General features: G+C 41.2%; 11 protein-coding genes. 1 reads left to right on the forward strand and 10 read right to left on the reverse strand.

The features are described 5' to 3' along the window. Position 1 precedes the first annotated feature (1 nt). The gene (locus IUZ65_RS02555; protein ID WP_195702240.1) at positions 2 to 814 is read left to right on the forward strand and encodes a M48 family metallopeptidase; all 813 of its coding nucleotides are present in this window, start codon (positions 2 to 4) and stop codon (positions 812 to 814) included. A gap of 8 nt (positions 815 to 822) precedes the next feature. On the opposite strand, the gene IUZ65_RS02560 is transcribed toward IUZ65_RS02555, so the two are convergent. The 10 genes from IUZ65_RS02560 to rsmC all read right to left on the reverse strand — a co-directional run bounded on the left by IUZ65_RS02560 (position 823) and on the right by rsmC (position 16,766). Next, positions 823 to 2,772 carry a beta-N-acetylhexosaminidase gene (locus IUZ65_RS02560; RefSeq protein WP_195702241.1) on the reverse strand — a complete coding sequence of 650 codons (1,950 nt, stop codon included), beginning with the start codon at positions 2,770 to 2,772 and terminating at the stop codon, positions 823 to 825. A 2-nt stretch (positions 2,773 to 2,774) separates the two neighbouring features. Then, positions 2,775 to 3,671: an N-acetylglucosamine kinase gene (locus IUZ65_RS02565; RefSeq protein WP_195702242.1), complete on the reverse strand. Its 897-nt coding sequence runs from the start codon at positions 3,669 to 3,671 to the stop codon at positions 2,775 to 2,777. After that, on the reverse strand, positions 3,668 to 5,443 hold the full coding sequence (locus IUZ65_RS02570; protein WP_195702243.1) for a glycoside hydrolase family 9 protein: 1,776 nt from the start codon (positions 5,441 to 5,443) through the stop codon (positions 3,668 to 3,670). Before IUZ65_RS02570 ends, IUZ65_RS02565 begins: the two co-directional genes overlap by 4 nt. Before the next feature lie 21 nt (positions 5,444 to 5,464). Then, positions 5,465 to 6,454, reverse strand: a complete 990-nt coding sequence (locus IUZ65_RS02575) for an ABC transporter ATP-binding protein (protein ID WP_195702244.1) — start codon at positions 6,452 to 6,454, stop codon at positions 5,465 to 5,467. Positions 6,455 to 6,501: 47 nt separating this feature from the next. Further along, positions 6,502 to 7,485 (reverse strand): ABC transporter ATP-binding protein, encoded by a 984-nt coding sequence (locus IUZ65_RS02580; protein WP_195702245.1) that lies wholly within the window; start codon positions 7,483 to 7,485, stop codon positions 6,502 to 6,504. Further along, positions 7,482 to 8,513: an ABC transporter permease gene (locus tag IUZ65_RS02585; RefSeq protein WP_195702246.1), complete on the reverse strand. Its 1,032-nt coding sequence runs from the start codon at positions 8,511 to 8,513 to the stop codon at positions 7,482 to 7,484. Before IUZ65_RS02585 ends, IUZ65_RS02580 begins: the two co-directional genes overlap by 4 nt. A gap of 2 nt (positions 8,514 to 8,515) precedes the next feature. Then, positions 8,516 to 9,502, reverse strand: coding sequence for an ABC transporter permease (locus tag IUZ65_RS02590; protein WP_195702247.1), 987 nt, complete (start codon positions 9,500 to 9,502; stop codon positions 8,516 to 8,518). Positions 9,503 to 9,662: 160 nt separating this feature from the next. Then, on the reverse strand, positions 9,663 to 11,333 hold the full coding sequence (locus tag IUZ65_RS02595) for an ABC transporter substrate-binding protein (RefSeq protein ID WP_195702248.1): 1,671 nt from the start codon (positions 11,331 to 11,333) through the stop codon (positions 9,663 to 9,665). 876 nt (positions 11,334 to 12,209) lie between these two features. Next, positions 12,210 to 15,593, reverse strand: a complete 3,384-nt coding sequence (locus IUZ65_RS02600) for a hybrid sensor histidine kinase/response regulator (protein ID WP_229637967.1) — start codon at positions 15,591 to 15,593, stop codon at positions 12,210 to 12,212. Positions 15,594 to 15,707: 114 nt separating this feature from the next. Next, positions 15,708 to 16,766, reverse strand: a complete 1,059-nt coding sequence (gene rsmC, locus IUZ65_RS02605) for a 16S rRNA (guanine(1207)-N(2))-methyltransferase RsmC (protein ID WP_195702249.1) — start codon at positions 16,764 to 16,766, stop codon at positions 15,708 to 15,710. Between the last annotated feature and the right edge of the window lie 49 nt (positions 16,767 to 16,815).

A 16,815-nucleotide genomic window follows, 5' to 3' on the forward strand; every position in this document is an offset into this window, starting at 1 on the left:
GATGATTAAATATACGCCGAAAGTTCTTTCAGAAAACCCCAATGTAACCAAAAAGCATCCATTGATAGAGCTTTTCTGGTTAGTGGGGGGACTGATATTTTTGACAGGCGTAATATTTATTTCTCTTGGTATGATGACTGACTGGGCAGTATCAAAAACATCACCAGAAATAGAAGCCGTATTTTCCGACAGTATTGTCGAAAACTTTGATGCCGTGCCTAATGCAGAATTGAGTTTACGACTTAATCGAATGATAGAAAAACTCCCTAGCGACTCGATCTTAAAGCAGTATGATTTTCAGGTTTATCTCGGAGATGATGATCAGGTTAATGCCATGGCGTTGCCGGGCGGAAATATTATTGTCTATTCAGGTTTGCTTAGTGTCATTGAATCAGAGAATGAACTCGACATGGTACTTAGCCATGAGCTCGGACACTTTGATTCTCGTGACCATTTACGAGGACTCGGCCGAGGTTTAGGTATTGCGGTTATCTCTACGTTTTTATTGGGCGTGGATAGTGACGTAAACGAATTGATTTCAAATACAGCAATGAGCTTTCAAGCCCAGTACTCTCAAGACCAAGAAGAAGTGGCGGATCTATTCGCGCTTGATCTACTCGTTCGAACTTATGGACATGCAGGTGGTGCCACCGACTTTTTTGAGAGAATTTCAGACCAATCAGAACAAGATTATAATTTTCTTTCTACTCACCCAAACCCTACCTCTAGAGTAGAGAAACTGAACCGCCGAATTGAGCAACATAATTACCCAATAGATGAGGTTAAACCGTATATATTGGGTACGACTCAGTAACTCATAGGCTATTTATGCAACGACTCTTTCCATGGGTCGCGAAAGTGAATACCTTGCTGCTGCAATATTGGAAGGTGTCCTTTAAGTCGTGAGAGAAAACCTTTCCATATTCTATTATTTGTTTGAGACCAAGCGGTTTCCGCAACAGCTAATAGCCTTGGATAGAGCATATAGTCGAGCTGTTTTTCCGTAGGTATCAATTCGCACCAAAGCGCACATTGAATACCTAAAACTTTCTCTCTGATGGGGGCGTTTTTGGCCAGATCTGCTAATGGTTGGTAGCAGTAAACTTTTTCAAGTGGTAGCACGTTTGCCCAGTGTACGCCGCTCTCTTCAGGGTTAAAATCTTGTGCCATATCTAAGTAGGTATATTGACCGGGTTGCAGTACCACATCAAAACCTTGTGTTGCGCATTTAATGGCTGCGGCTTCATTTTGCCAAGCATAGATAACGGTTTCATTACTCACTTTATTGCCGTGTTGGGCCTCTTCCCAGCCAAGCATTCTCCTGCCTATATTTTGCAGCCGTTTTTCTACATGGCGTAATAAATGCCCCTGTAACTGCGGGTATTCTGTGTAACCTTCTTGATTTAATAATCGCTGGCAAGCAGGGCTATTTTCCCAGACGCCACTCGGTACTTCGTCAGCACCAATATGTATATATTTAGATGGGAATAACTCACATATTTCGTCGATAACAGTATCAATAAAGTTGTAGGTACCTTGTATACCGGGGTTGAGTACATTGTCGGTATAATGTTGAATACTGCGATATTCTGATTTGTCTTCGTCTTCTATCAAAAGGTGAGGTAGCGACAAAATAGCGGCTCGGCAGTGACCGGGAATATCGATTTCGGGTATAACGTTTATCCCCCTTCTATTCGCATACTCAACAACATCTCGAATCTGTTCTTTCGTATAAAAACCACCATAGCATTCAGACGCAAACGAAAATTGAGGGTGGATAGTTTTATCCGGTCCGCGCCATGCGCCTACCTGAGTAAGCTCAGGAAAAGCGTCGATCTCAATTCTCCAACCTTCATCGTCAGTTAAGTGCCAATGAAATGTATTGAACTTGTAGTAGGCCAGTTGGTTAATTATTTGCTTAATTTTATCGATAGAGTGGAGGTGTCTAGCGCAATCTAACATCATTCCTCGATAACGATAATTTGGTTTATCACTGATCTCTAGGCAGGGAAGAGTATTGAGCCCATTCGACTGTTGCAACAATTGTAATAAACTCGCTTCGGCATAAATAAAACCATTGTGCGTACTAGATTCAATAGTAATTTTATTTGGGCTAATAGTGAGATGATAAGCTTCATCTTCTAAGTATTTGTTTGTTTTCAATAAAATATTGGCAGATGCAAGGCTACTTAATTCTGCCTTGATGCCTGTTCTGGACAATAACTCCTGATTGAACCAAGTTACGGCATCGAAAGAGAGTTCAGTAGAGGCAATGGCAAGCGAGTGAAAAGTAAAAGTGTCATCTAGTCTTGTTAATTGTGTCGGTATTGGAATCAAAGATAATTCAGCGACGTTAACTTGAGCGACTTCTGTTTTCTTTATGTGAGCACAAATCAAAGATAAGTTAGAAACGTCGACAGCAAACCTTTGTTTTACATTGGCAATCTTGTCAGAATGTGGACTGTTTTGTTGCAAAAAAGCGTCAAATAACCCATCCGAATAAAAACGCAAAGGTGGGGTTTCAATGGTAAATTCTAGAGAATATGGGCCGTTTTTTGCTAACATTTCGCCATTATCAGGGGTAAAAACACAATAGCTGCCAATCTGTTTAATATGTCCATTTGAGACAGATTTAGGTTGAATATAACGGTCAAACGTAAAATGCAGAGTCCAATTATTCACACTGTGGTTGTCTACATTATGCAATGTTAATGCGAGTGTGCTTTGGTTGTCACGTTCGGTAAGTACGGTAGTATCAAGTTTATAGGTCATCTTCAAGCCTTACTGTCTTCAACAGTATATAGGTTATGTACTGGTTTTCCCGCGAACATAATGGCACCTTCAATGGCATCAAATTGCGGTTTTACAATCCATTGTTGAACGGGAGGGGATAGCCAATTTTCTATTCGTTGGGCAATGCCACCCATTAGGGCGATTTTGTTCGCCCCTTTTCGGTTCAGAGCTATTAAATACATTTCAATGTCGTTGGCCGTCTTTTTCAACAGGGCCACTGCCAATTCGTCACCCTTATCGGCTAGTTCAAAAATTAGTGGTGCAAACTGGGCGTAATCTTTGGGTTTCGCTGTTTTAGACCAAGTGACAATGTTGTCGACATCTTGTTCGAAATAATGGAAAACATGTTGTGAAAGTTCTGTATGAGGGTGAATTTCATCATAAGCGAGCAGTGTCTGTTGTATAAGGTCTAAGCCCATCATTGCGCCGCTGCCTAGATCAGAAATAGGGAATTCGCGTCCACCGACGACATGTTGTTTATGATTTTTTAAGTAGATCCCACACGAACCGGTGCCTGATATCATAATAGCGCCATTTTTACCTGCGTGAGCACCAATACATGCGCCATAAGCATCGGTGTTTAATGTAACGCTGGCGAATGGGTGTGGGATGGACATTAACTCATTCCATGCGGAACGTTGTTCAGCACCTGCTAGCGCTAATCCAACATGCATATTTTTATAATCATTTTCAGTCAGATTACCTTGTTTTGCCGCGTTGGATATTGCCGTATGTATTGAGTTCATGGCCAGTTGAGTACCAAGAAGAATATTAGCGCTTCCACTGCTTGCTTCGCCAATTAGAGTGCCCAATTCATCACGAATCCTTGCTCGACAAGACGTTCCTCCACCATCAATACCAACATAATATAATGTCACAGCTCGTCTCCTTTTTTAGCGATTGGCTCTTCTTCGCCATGTTGATAGGATGTTTGGGCCATGATAGCAAGCAAGTACCACGCACCATGCGGGATCCATTGCTCTCCCCAACGCCAGTTTTGCACCATGTCATCTTTTTGATTTTTTGGATTGAAAGCGATGTCGTTTTCATCTTCAAAGCCAGAGGTTATGCCATTGCAAATCCCGCCCTTGGCATTAAAGAAACCTAGTTTAGGCAAATAGTTAGGGTTATTTCGGCCGTGACCATCTAGCATGCAGATATCAAATGGGTTGAGACCTAAAATCCAGTTCATGCAGTTGTGTGCGTATTGGTTGAGTTTCAGCTTCAAAGTAACGTCGTCAATATAGGGCAAAGAGAGAAAGGTCGCGACAGCTAAAGAGGCAATGCGAGCATTTTCTCCTTGCCACCAGTAGCCAGATTCATTGTTATGTGGAATAAAGAAATTATCCTGTTTTGCGCCATCTAGCGCCTTAACATATTGGCGAGGGTAGCCGAAAGGGTTAGACACTTTTTGGGTTATAGTGAGCTCAAAGATCATGGCAAACCCGACTGTTGATTTTATTGATTTTTTTACATTATCTTCGGGTTCAATCGATAAGTATTCACATAAGGCAATGACTGGTAAACCGGCTTCGCTAGCATGAAAATATGGACGAGTGCCATCATTGTTGGCAGACCAATAATGGTTAATATTGCTATCCGAGTGCTGCCTTTTGCTTAGGCGTATAGCCCAATCTCTAGCTTCGCTGAGATAAAAGGGTGTTTTGGTTGCGCGGTATAATTCGCTACAGGCGAGTAGAGCGCAATATTCATCAATAATGTTTTCTTCGCCGTTGTCTAGATATTGCTTATTATTATCGCGTAAATGTAGATAGCCTTTCTCTGCACTAGCTAAGTATTCGGATTGGTTGTACTCGCCATGAGTCTCTATACGTGACGCCGCCGCAAGAGCAGCAATCGCAACACCACCACCTTGACGAAACCCAGCTTGGAAATCATCGGATTTAATGCCATCTTGCGATGTGTAGGCACAGATTTCTCTTTGAGCTATGTCTTTGCTCCACTTATCAAATACGGTGGTATAGAAAAAACCTTGTTCATCCTGCATACGGACAAGAAAATCAGCGCCAAATAGAGCTTCTTCTATTAGTCGAGTGCGTGAAAAATCAGCGAACAGTGCACTATCTTTGAGCGACGTAGAGTATAAAGAAGTACTGTCTAAAAGGGATAGCCCTTTTAACATGTTCCAGACAACCATTGGTGTCTGCTGAGGGTTCAGGTAGTTAGCATAAGAGAGATGACTTAAATATTTGCTCACATCCCCAGAGGCATCGTACCAACCGCCGCTAACATTTGCAGTTTTGTCACTGTTGAGTAGAGGGGCTTGCTTATCTTGCTCGTCAAAGATACCACCGCAGCGTTGTGACTTGAAATAATGCAGCAGATCTGAAAAGGTACGCTGCATCAGAATGCCTTCACCTAGCTCAAATGTTGATGAGCAGAGATCTCCCGCTTTTAGATAAAACTGCCCAGAGCGAGTAAATATACTAAAATCAACTTTTAAGTAACGACCAGTATGCCAATTTGCTACCGTATAGTGATGAGTTACTAGATATGAAGCCAACTTTTTATCTGTTATCGCGCAATGCAGCTCAATGGTTTTTAGGCTAAATGAGCTGCTTTGAGTGCTGATCAGCGCCTGTTTAGGGCCGTAGACTTCATAACCTATGTGATTGACTAAAATTTTCATATACCTCTCCGGGTAATAAAATTAATACAGATAACAGCGAACAAAATGATTGTTTGATAGCTGGGTGATCTCAGGCAGCTGTTCTGAGCATCTAGCCATCGCGTGCGTGCAACGACCAGCGAATGGACAACCGGTAGAGCTAGGGGTCCATAGCGGTATTTCACCTTTATTGCCTTGCAGAGTTTCGTGAATAGATTTCTTAGGATCTGGCACGGCCGAAATGAGTAATTGCGTGTAAGGGTGTTGAGGATCATGAATGATCTCTTCGGTATCTCCCCATTCTACCATATGACCGACATACATAACGGCAAGGTCCTCTGCAATATAGCGAGCGGTGGCGATGTCATGAGTGATATAGAGTAGAGACATCTGTTTCTCAAATTTCATCTCTTCCATTAGATTAAGAACGCCTGCTCGTATGGATACATCCAACATGGAAGTGGGTTCGTCAGCCAATACCACTTCGGCTCCAACGGCGATATTTCGGGCTAAATTGACGCGCTGGCGCTGGCCACCAGAAAGCTGATGAGGGAATTTTTCCGCTGTCTCCTTTGCTGGCGTAAGACCGACCTGTAGTAGCAGTTCGTAAACGCGTTCTTGTAGCTCTTTTTTATTCCCTGAACGTACTTTTTTATGGATCAATAAAGGGCGCGCAATATGATGAAAAATATTGTGTGTTGGGTTTAAGGAACCAAAGGGGTCTTGCCAGACCATTTGAACACCTTCACGGTAACGTTTAAGGTCCGCTCTTTTTTTTATGTTTTGTATATTCGTTCCTTTATAAATGATTTCACCACTAGTCGGCGCATACATTTTGGCTATCATTTTTGCTGTGGTAGATTTTCCAGACCCAGATTCGCCAACCACAGCAAGGCCTCTGCTTTTGTACATCTTGAAGGATACGTCGTTGATCGCTCGCATCATTGGTTGTTTTAGGGCGTTACTATTGATTGGAAAATCTTTAACAAGGTTGTTTCCTTCGACCAGCAATTGACCAAAATTATTATTCATTATTCTCTCCCGAAATAAGTGGCTGACGGCTTAATACGTTTCACTTTCTAAGCATCTGCAATAGCAATTGGTTCACCGTAAAGATGACAGTTTGAAAAACGACCATGTTCAATTTGACGCAACAATGTTGGTGTCGTGGTACAAGCGTGATGAACATGATTGCAGCGAGCTTGAAAGCGGCAACCTTGAGGTATTTCCAACAGATTTAATGGACTTCCCACAATGCCAGTAAGCTTAGTTTTTGGGCCAGTTAATGAAGGGAAAGAACTACCTAACCCTTCTGTATACGGATGATAAGGTGATTGTAAAATTTCCTTAGAAGGGGCAACTTCTATCAGTTCACCAGAGTACATAATGCCAATACGATCTGAGAATTCGACCATAAGGGAGATATCATGAGTGATAAACAGTATAGAGAAACCAAATTCCTCTTTAAGGGCGTGAATTTTTTGAAGAATTTCTCGTTGAACAACCACATCTAAAGCGGTGGTGGGTTCATCCATTATGATCATCTTTGGATTAAGGGCGAGGGCAATGGCGATAACCAAGCGTTGACGCATACCACCAGAAAATTGATGGGGATAGTCGTTTAAGCGGCTGGGATGGATATCGACAATCTCAAGTAATTGTACAGCCCGTTTTTTGGCTTGATCTCTCGTCATGCTAGTGTGGCGCATGATCACGTCGCAGAACTGATCTTGTACGGTTATTACTGGGTTTAGCGCATTCATTGCACTTTGAAATACCATTGACATCTCTTTCCAGCGAAATGAGTTCATCTTGTTGTCATTGTATTTGAGGATGTCTTCGCCATTAAAAATGACTTCTCCACCAGAGATAAACGCGGGCGGCTTATGTAGGCGCATTAGGGAGAATGCGATAGTGGATTTTCCGCAGCCAGATTCACCCGCTAAACCAAATACTTCACCTTCGCCAATGTCGAAGCTGACATCGTTGCAAGCGCGAACATCACCAGCATCAGTAATGTAATCAACACAGAGATTACGGATAGAAATTAGTGGTTCGTTCATGGTTGTTTATCTCCACTGACAAAGGAATGGTGTGGTGCGTTATCGCTAGTACGTTTTTGTTCTTCTTGTCTGGTCAGTTTTTTCCAACGTTTCATTCCTTTATGAGAGCGAAGTTGAGGGTTGGCAATTTCATCAACGGCGAAATTAAGTAGAGCTAAACCAGTTACAAGCAGTGTAAGGGCAAAACAAGGTGCGAGAAGTTCCCACCAAGCGCCAATTAACATAGACGATGATGTTTGAACGTTATAAAGCATGATGCCCCAACTAATGGTATTTGGGTCGCCAAGCCCTAAGAAGGAGATAGTCGCCTCCATCATAATGGCGTACATGACTGAACCGATGAAGCTAGCACCTACAATAGAAATCAGATTTGGCAGTATTTCAACGAAGATAATTCTCCACGATGACTCGCCCAGAATTTCAGCGGCTTTCACAAACTCTTTTTCTCGAATAGCCATAGTTTGGGCGCGCACTACTCTTGCTCCCCAAGCCCAGGAAGTGCAACCGATAATGAGTGCAATCGTAAGAGGCCCCGCTTCACCGATGAAAGCCGCCACAACAAACAGTAACGGATATTGAGGGATGACTAACATGATGTTCATTGCTGCGGTGAGAAAATCATCTACTTTTCCACCAAAGTATCCAGCCGATACACCAATGATAGTGGCAAAGAAACAGACCGTAATACCCGCACCAAACCCTACCGCTAATGAAACTCTTGCACCGTAAACGACTTGAGACCAGATATCACGTCCCATGCGGGATGTGCCCAAGGTATGATCTTCTTTCTTAGACATATGCATAGTGCGACGATCGTTAGCTAAGTTTTCCGCTATCCAGCCATCGGGGTTGGCTTTTGCCATTTTTACAATAAACGAAGGGTATTCGTGTGGATTACCGGTTCTTTTATCGGGGGCATGCTGTGTGATAAGTGGGGCTGCCAAAGCAACAAAAAGAAAGGTGCTTAATATCACGACACCGACCATAGCAACCGTATTGCCTCGAATAAGTTTTAAGATATCTTTCATGATTAATTTCCTCCCTTACGTAAGCGAGGATCCAGCACAACATAGAGCATGTCAGCGATGAGGTTAAAGAAGAGCATAAAAAGGGTCATAATAAGCAGTTGACCTTGAAGTACTTGATAATCGCGAGAGGTTATGGCGTTAAATAAAACCGAACCTAATCCCGGATAGTTAAAGATAATCTCAATGATCAGTTGACCACCGATAGCCATACCTAGCGACATAGAAAGCGCAGTGACACTTGGAAGCAAAGCGTTACGAGCCGCGTAATTAAATACCACACGGTTTTCGCTTAAACCTTTGCCTTTTGCCATTGTGATGTAATCTTCGCCAAGCAGGTTAATCATATTGTTACGCATGTTGACTAAGAATCCGCCAATCTGAACAATTGAAGCGCAAAATAAAGGTAATACAGCGTGGTAAGCAACGTCTTTTATAAACGCCCAGCTTGTCCAGTCCGGCATTGTGCCCGCGGTATAAGCGTAACCAGTAGGGAACCATTTTAGTCCGATTGCAAAAGTAAACATGACTAACATGGCAATGACTACCTGTGGAACAGCTTGAATAACCAGCATTCCGGGTGTGACAATGGTGTCGTATGTGCTTCCGCGTCGCCATGCAGCGAAAATACCGAGAACAGAACCAATCGAGAAAGAAAGAGCAACGGCGCTACCTGCTAGAAACAGTGACCACCCGAATGCACTACCGAGTAGCTCGTTAACGCTCAACGGGTAAAATTTGATAGAAGTACCTAGCTCCCAGCTAAAGATACTTTTCATATAGGTGAAATACTGCATCCATATAGGACCGTCAACAAAACCCAGTAGTTGTTTCATTGCCTCTATCCGCTCTGGTGTTACCTGAGTAGTGGCATTAGCGAACATCATAGTGACTGGGTCACCCGGCATTGCTCTAGGAATAATAAAATTGAGTGTGGCTGCAACCAAAAGTGCAATAAAATAGAATGACAATCGTCTTAAAAAATAACCCATAACTGACTACCTTAATGTCTAGATCCTTTATGTATCAATTTAGAAAGTATCTAGATGCCCAAATTTTGGGTGAGAAAACCCCTGACGAACAGCGTCATATCATGAACGACGAAAGAGGAAGTGAAGTACGGCGCACAAATAGTACGCCGTATATAGGGAGTTACTTAACGGGTTTTAGGTCCAATACGTGAAGTAAACGCTCAGGGATACCAGCCCAGATGTTTGGACGACCTTGAGGATTTTTTTCGTTCCACCAACCAGTAAATCGAGTGGTGTTGTATTGATACATATAGGCTCCAGACATCACAGGAATCGTCACTTGGTTTTCTGCGATGATTTTCTGAATACCATGAGCAATTTCTAACTGCTCTTCTTTTGCCGCCGTTTTATAGAAGCTATCTAACAGCTCATCAAGTTTGTCATTTTTAAAGTAGTGCATTGCAAAGCGAGGCATGCCATCACCTTCTTGCAGTGCAGAATTATAGGCGCTATTCCAATAAAGGAGTGGGTCGGCACCGTGGAAATAGTTGGTGTAAGCCACGTCATAGGTCGCTTCTAACATCGCTTGGTTATACACCGCAAACTCAGGTGTACGAGCGCGCGCTTTGATTCCTACTTCTTCTAGCTGTTCAACACCTAATTGGACGGTGTTGTTAAAATCTGTCCATCCATTTGGTGATTGAATTAATAGTTCGAATGGTTTTCCTGTTGGAGTTTCGACGTAACCATCGTTATCGATATCTTTGAATCCTGCTTTTGCAAGCAGAGCCTGTGCTCCTTCAGCGTTGTAGCTGTTGAAACCTTTATATTTATTATGTATCTCTTCATCTGACCAAGATTCAAAAGCATAGCCTAAGCCTGATGCAAAATCATTCACGGTACCGCCACCATAGAAAGCAATGTCGATAATTGTTTGACGGTCAATCGCCATTGAGAGTGCACGACGAAAATCCACATTATTGAGAGCTTCATGTTTAGCTGGATCTGGGTTGTTGTAGTTCACAACAAATGCTTGTGTACCTGATGGTGGATACCAGTAATGGTGTTTAGGGCTTGCAGCCGCATAAGTACGATCAATATCAGGAATGAAAGATGACGTCCAATCGAGTTCGGAATTAAGAATCTTACCTAATAGCTGATCATTATTCGCGACTTGTGGGACTCGTAGACAATCGACATCTAGGTTTTCGGCGTCCCAATAATTTGGGTTTTCGCACTGAATATAGAGTTGAGGAGTAAAGGTGTCTATTTCAGTAAACGGCCCCGTACCTACAGGATTCTCATTGGTAAATGTTGTTGGGTTTTCTACGTTTTTCCACACATGTTCAGGAACAATTGCAACAAGGGAAATTTCATAAGGAACATTAGAGTTGGGTTCCGCTAAAGAGAAAGTAACTTGATAATCCCCCGTTTTTTCAACTTTTGTCACCCACTTATTGATGCCTCGTTGGTCAAGTTCTGGCTTCTGCTTTAATAACTGATAAGAGAAGAGAACATCGTCAGCGGTAAATGCTTCGCCATCGGACCATTTAATCCCTTTACGAATGTCAAAAGTAACCGTCAGAAGGTCGTCGGACATATGATAGCTTTCTGCTAAACGCATTACGGCTTCATTGCCGTGCATTTCGTTAAAGATAACGAGTGGCTCGTAGATGAAATCTGTAGTTGTACGAAGGTTAGTCGCTAAATAGGGGTTAAAGTTACGTATCATTGTAGGGTAAAAGTCGGGTACGACAGTTAATTCACTACGAGCCGAGGCTGGTGCCGAGACACTAATTACCGCCGTAATCACTGCTGCCGCAAGGGTCGTCTTTTTTAGATTGGTAAGCATTGTTGTTCCTTACTCTTGAGCTGTCTGTAGGTGTTGGATGTAACAAGAAAACACCTAAGTTCTCATTTGGTCAAATGTCTTTTTCGTCAATTACGTTAAAATTAATTCCTCTTTCGTTATAAACGTTATTTTCACCCCGTAGGAATGAGAAATGTTATCAAACAAGTATGTGATCTTGAACGGTTTTGATGTTTTATAATGTTAATTTGTAAGTGCTTACTATTTCTAGTCTCATTATTTTTATTGGTGTTAAATTAAGGTTTATATTTTGTGATCTAAATCAGCTATGTCATTTTTGTTAAATTAGCAGCAGAAAAAATATATGACAAAATGTCGTGATATTGCTCTCAATATAACTAAATAGAGGGTTTTTACTGATTAAAAAAACAGATTTAAAGAGATTAAGTAGATGTGAAATCGGACTTTTTAATAGACGAAAAAAATGAATGTTCCAATGTAATTCTTCCAGTTTTTTAGAGAAAGAATCTATTTTTGAAATGTAATATTGCACACCAATTAGATGCTGAAGTTCTTTTTTTATCCGTTTTAGAGGAGTACTTTATTTAAAAAGGACTTAAGGGACACGAGAATGACGGCATCAAAAATTGCGTTTAGAGACCTATTAGGGCTCATATTAATCCTCTCGTTTGTAACTGTAATACTTGGTGTTTTGTTTGATGTACTTGCATTAATGACATATCTTTCTCACGAATATAATGTTTCAAACCTCTTTTTTCATGAGTCATTACCTTTGTATTTTTTTGTGATTCCTGTTTTTATTATCGGTAGGTATATTAACCGTCCTGCCTGGATTTCGGCTGTTCAAGAATACCATTTAAAGGTCGCGAGAAAATCGAGCGAGTAGTATACATTTACTTATTGCTCGGTTAGTAATCCTTTGAGTTTTGTCCTAAATTGAATCAACTCTCTGCGTTCTTGAGTTTCTTTTGAACCGTGGGCTAAAATGTAATCTAAAGAGCTGAGAACATTTCTCCAGCGAGGGGTTTTAGGTAAACTTTCTAAATGCAGATACTTGTCTAGTGTGCGGGTTTGTAAGGTGCTTCTATCTAAATAGACGCGCCATAATCCACTCTGTTCAGCAAAGTCAAACTTGCTCTTGTCGGTCGCTTGTGTCCAGTAGAACATCGCCATAATCATGGCATCTACAACCGTCTCTCGTAATAACTGCTGCTTTTCCGATTGCGTGATCGTTGCTTGGTCGACTATTTGGCTAAATTCTTGACCAAGTAATTTTAAGTTTTCTAGTTTCTCTTTATCGCCTTCAAATGCGTAGCTTGATAGTGCATCCACTGCGGTTTCCAGCTGCTCTATTCTTAAATCCGACACGCTATTTTCAACGTTCATAATAATCATAGACTGGATATCAGAACCTTCTGGCAAAGTGAGAATATCAGCCGAGACTGTTTTAACTTTATCGTTAACGTAAATGGTTATGTCACCACAGTAGTGAGACTTATTCTGTGTTAAGAATTTGGATGCAATCAGTTCATCCATATTGGATCGCTTGAGCTGTTCTAAAGAACGATTGAAAAGTTGAATGGCCGTTTGGTTGGCGAATCGAATACGCTGATCCTTTCGATAGCATATTATTGCTTCCGGAGCGGATTCAAGTTGTTCCAACAGGCGTCCTTGTGTTTCTAACAGACTCGCTTCTACCTGTTCTCGTCGTTGTAACTCTATTAGAAGTTGTTTGTTTTCAGTTCGCCGTTGTTCTGCTTTACTTGCACTCAAATGAGCTCGAATGCGGGCAGCAAGCTCCTGTTTATTAAATGGCTTAGTCAGGTAGTCATTAGCACCAATATCAAAACCGTGAATTCTATCGTTAGCTTGGCTAAGTGCGGTTAACATTATAATAGGTAATTGCCCGTGGTCGTAAGTGACTCTCAGTTCTTCACATACTTCATAACCACTCATTCCTGGCATCATCACATCTAGCAATATAAGTTCTGGCTTCTCAGTTTCGATTAAGGTTATCGCATCGGCACCATTGTTTGCTGTTTTTACTCTATATCCTTCAATCCGTAAAAAACTATCCAATATCTGCAGGTTGACGGGTTCGTCATCGACAATGAGTAACAAAGCTCCCTCTAAATTATCAGGAAGAGCATTATTTTCTATCTGTGTTGGTGTGTTATTTTCTGGTATTTGAAAATGATACTGCTGTTGATTTTGTTGTGCTGCTTTAATTTCGTTCTCTGAGGCAATAGGTAAAGTGAAACTGAATGTTGTTCCAACGGAGTCTTGACTGCTGACATAGAGAGCTCCTCCCATTAGTTCAATGAGTTGTTTGCTGATGGAGAGGCCGAGCCCAGCTCCCTGTCGAAATTGATTTGGATTACTTGTTGCTTGTGATAAAGGTTCGAAGACCTGTTCTAGCTGCTCTGAAGGTATACCTTGTCCTGTATCGACAACCTGTACACGTAATTTATTATCGATGTGGTGAGCTGAAATGATTATTTTCCCCTCACTTGTATACTTGATAGCATTGCCAATAAGATTATAAAGAACTTGTTCTAGGCGTTGAGGATCGGCGGACACTAGCGGAAGATCATCTGCCGTTTGATTGATTATTCTAATTCCTTTTGTACCGATTAAGTGACTAGAAAGCTCTAAAACTAAGCTTGTAGAATGGCCTAAATTGATAGCAGAAAGGTTAATTTCTGTTTTGCCATATACCATCTTGTGATAATCGAGTAGGTCATCAATCAAATGTGACAGGCGTTGACCACTATTTATAATGATTCCTAATTGATGCTGTTGTTGGTCGGGAACCGAGCCGCAAGCGCCAGATAACAGAGATTCTGCAATACCAATCATGCCGTGCAGTGGTGTTCTTAATTCATGAGAGGTTGTTGCGAGAAACTCATCTTTCAGTTTATCGGATAATTGTAGGTCTTGGTTCTGCTTCTTTATCACTGTAAGGTTTTTTTCTAGTTCTTTATTTTGTGTTTTTATCGTGAGAATTTTTTCTCGAATAGATCGTTGCATGCGTTCAAAACTGATCGCCAAGCGTCCTATTTCATCCTGACGTTCCGTATTGATTACCTCTTCATCAAGGTTTCCTGCGGAGACTTTTTCTGCCGTCCATGCCAGCTTTAATATAGGATCAGTAATAAAACGTGAAAAATAGTGAGAAGCAATAAATACAATGATGGTAGCAATTAACATTGCTGCCATAAAAATGAGTTCTAATTTGTGGATCCTAGTGTAGGCAACATCTTCCGGTATTTGAGCAACGATTGCCCAATGAAAGTGGTCCGTTTTTATTGGTGCGTAAGCGGCGATAATGGTTTGATTATTGCCATTAAGATAAGTGAGTTCATTTGATTGATTCGCTAGAGCCAATTTAATGATTGGCTTACTCTCTTCAATCTGCTCTTTGGATACATCCAGAGAGCGTGGCAAAAAATCTGAACCGACTAATAAAGTGGTAGAGGCGTTGTTTTGGTTAGAAATGATTCTATTGATACCATCTATGGGTAATCGCATTAGTGCGTAACTGTGTAGATATCCTTGTTGGATAATTGGTGCTGCCAGCCAGGCGTATAGCTGCCCATTTTTATCAAAAGAAAAATCGGACATGACGATGGGAGTAGCATTCTCATCCTTTTGCTCTTTTACTTGGTTATGGAGTTGTTGAAATGTGCTGCCTAAGTTATTCGCTTGGTTCCTTCCTGATATCAAATTAGTACCGAAGTTATCCAGTTTTAAATTCGAATAGGTTACATTACCGTCGATATCGACTAGAAGAATATCATCAAAATCTGCTCGTTTCAGTATTTCACTATACGCCTCATGATATCGTTTATGCAGTAAGCGATATCGTTCACTACCTATAAAATCGTCAGAGTCTTTATTAATAGCTAAATTAATTTTATCACCGGAGCCGGTGATATAACGTTTTTGGGCGTTTATTTTCGTCTCAGATAAATCAGATCCGAGTTGTTGAAACGCGTTGACTAACCCATAAAATCGCCCTCCGCTAGCAAAGGCTAATTCTGAACGAACGAATCCCATGACATAAGATTTTTGAGCATTTAAATAAGAGATAACTTGTTGCTGCTTGTTGTCGCGCACTGAAGTAAGAAACGAGTGGCTTTGATCTTGAAGATCTTGCTTATGAGATTGAAGAAAAAAGAGTGCAGTGATAGTAAGCGGCGCTAAACTTAAAATTAAAAATGCGAGCATTAAGGTGCTCTGCAGGCGTTTGAATTTTTGTTTTCTTGAAATCGTCAGCATAATAAAAGTCTTTATTTTTGGCGGCGCCTCTCAAGCAAAATCTTGAAGCAGGGATTCGCCGCCTAAAAATAACAACTTTTTTTACATTAGCAAGTAAGTTGCTCAATAGTTGTGCTAAAAATTAAATTCGTCACGGTTCAAGGTTGGTTTTTTTTGCTTTTTCGCATGATAAATAGCGAATTTAGAGGTCTTATTTATGGTCTCGCAATCCGTGAAATAATTATCAATGATAGGTGAATACTTTAGAAAACTATTTGCCACTATAAAAAGCTCGCCTCTTTTACTCAGTTTTTTTGGAGCATCGGTAAGCAGAGTTTCTGTCGCATTATAATTCGTGTCTAATCCTGAATGGAAAGGAGGGTTACTGATGATAAAGTTATAATCATTGCTGGTGTCTGAATAAACATCAGAAGCAAAGACTTTTCCGGTTAATCCATTGGCTCTTAATGTCTCAATTGAAGAGGCAATAGCAAAAGCACTGATATCACACATTTCGAGAGCGATATCTGGGTTTTTGAGCGCGAGTGTTGCCCCTATAACGCCTGCACCACAACCAAAGTCGAGCACTTTACCTTTTAGTTTTGGTAGTGAATCGACTAATAGTTTGCTTCCTACATCTAATTGACCATGGCTGAATACACCGGGTAAACTTTTGACAACCAACTCTTGGCCTGAAAGTTCTAATGTATAACTCTTATACCATTGCTCTAAGTCGAATGGCTCTGGTTGAGTATCACATTGTCCCCAGTAAAAAGAACATCGACGTGCCGAATCAAATTTTGTAACTCGACCGTATTTGGTAAACATTTTTTCTATGCTTTTGACACCAGAGCGATTTTCACCGACGACGACGATTTCAGTCTCGGTACCTAAGTGTGCAAAAAGCATGGCAAGGAGATATTCAGCCTCAGCCTTCGCTTTAGGCCAATAAAGTAAAACCATATCCGCTTGTGTTTCTTGATTAAACTGCGTACCAAAGTAACTCGTTATGGTGTCTTTACTCTTAATTAAGCGGTGATAACTATAATTTGAAGTGAATACAGAAACGGATTCGCAGTGTTTAGCCAACTCTACAGGAAATAGATCTTCTGCTTCTCCAGCAACCAAAACGTGCTTCCCTTCAAAGTAGGTGAGTTGACGTTCTGCTATCTGGCTAGGGGCGGTATAAGACATGTTTTTTTCCGGAAAGACTAAAGTGGGCAGATTTTCGCATAATCTGCCC

Origin of the sequence: Vibrio sp. VB16 (assembly GCF_015594925.2) — a bacterium.
Taxonomy (GTDB): domain Bacteria; phylum Pseudomonadota; class Gammaproteobacteria; order Enterobacterales; family Vibrionaceae; genus Vibrio.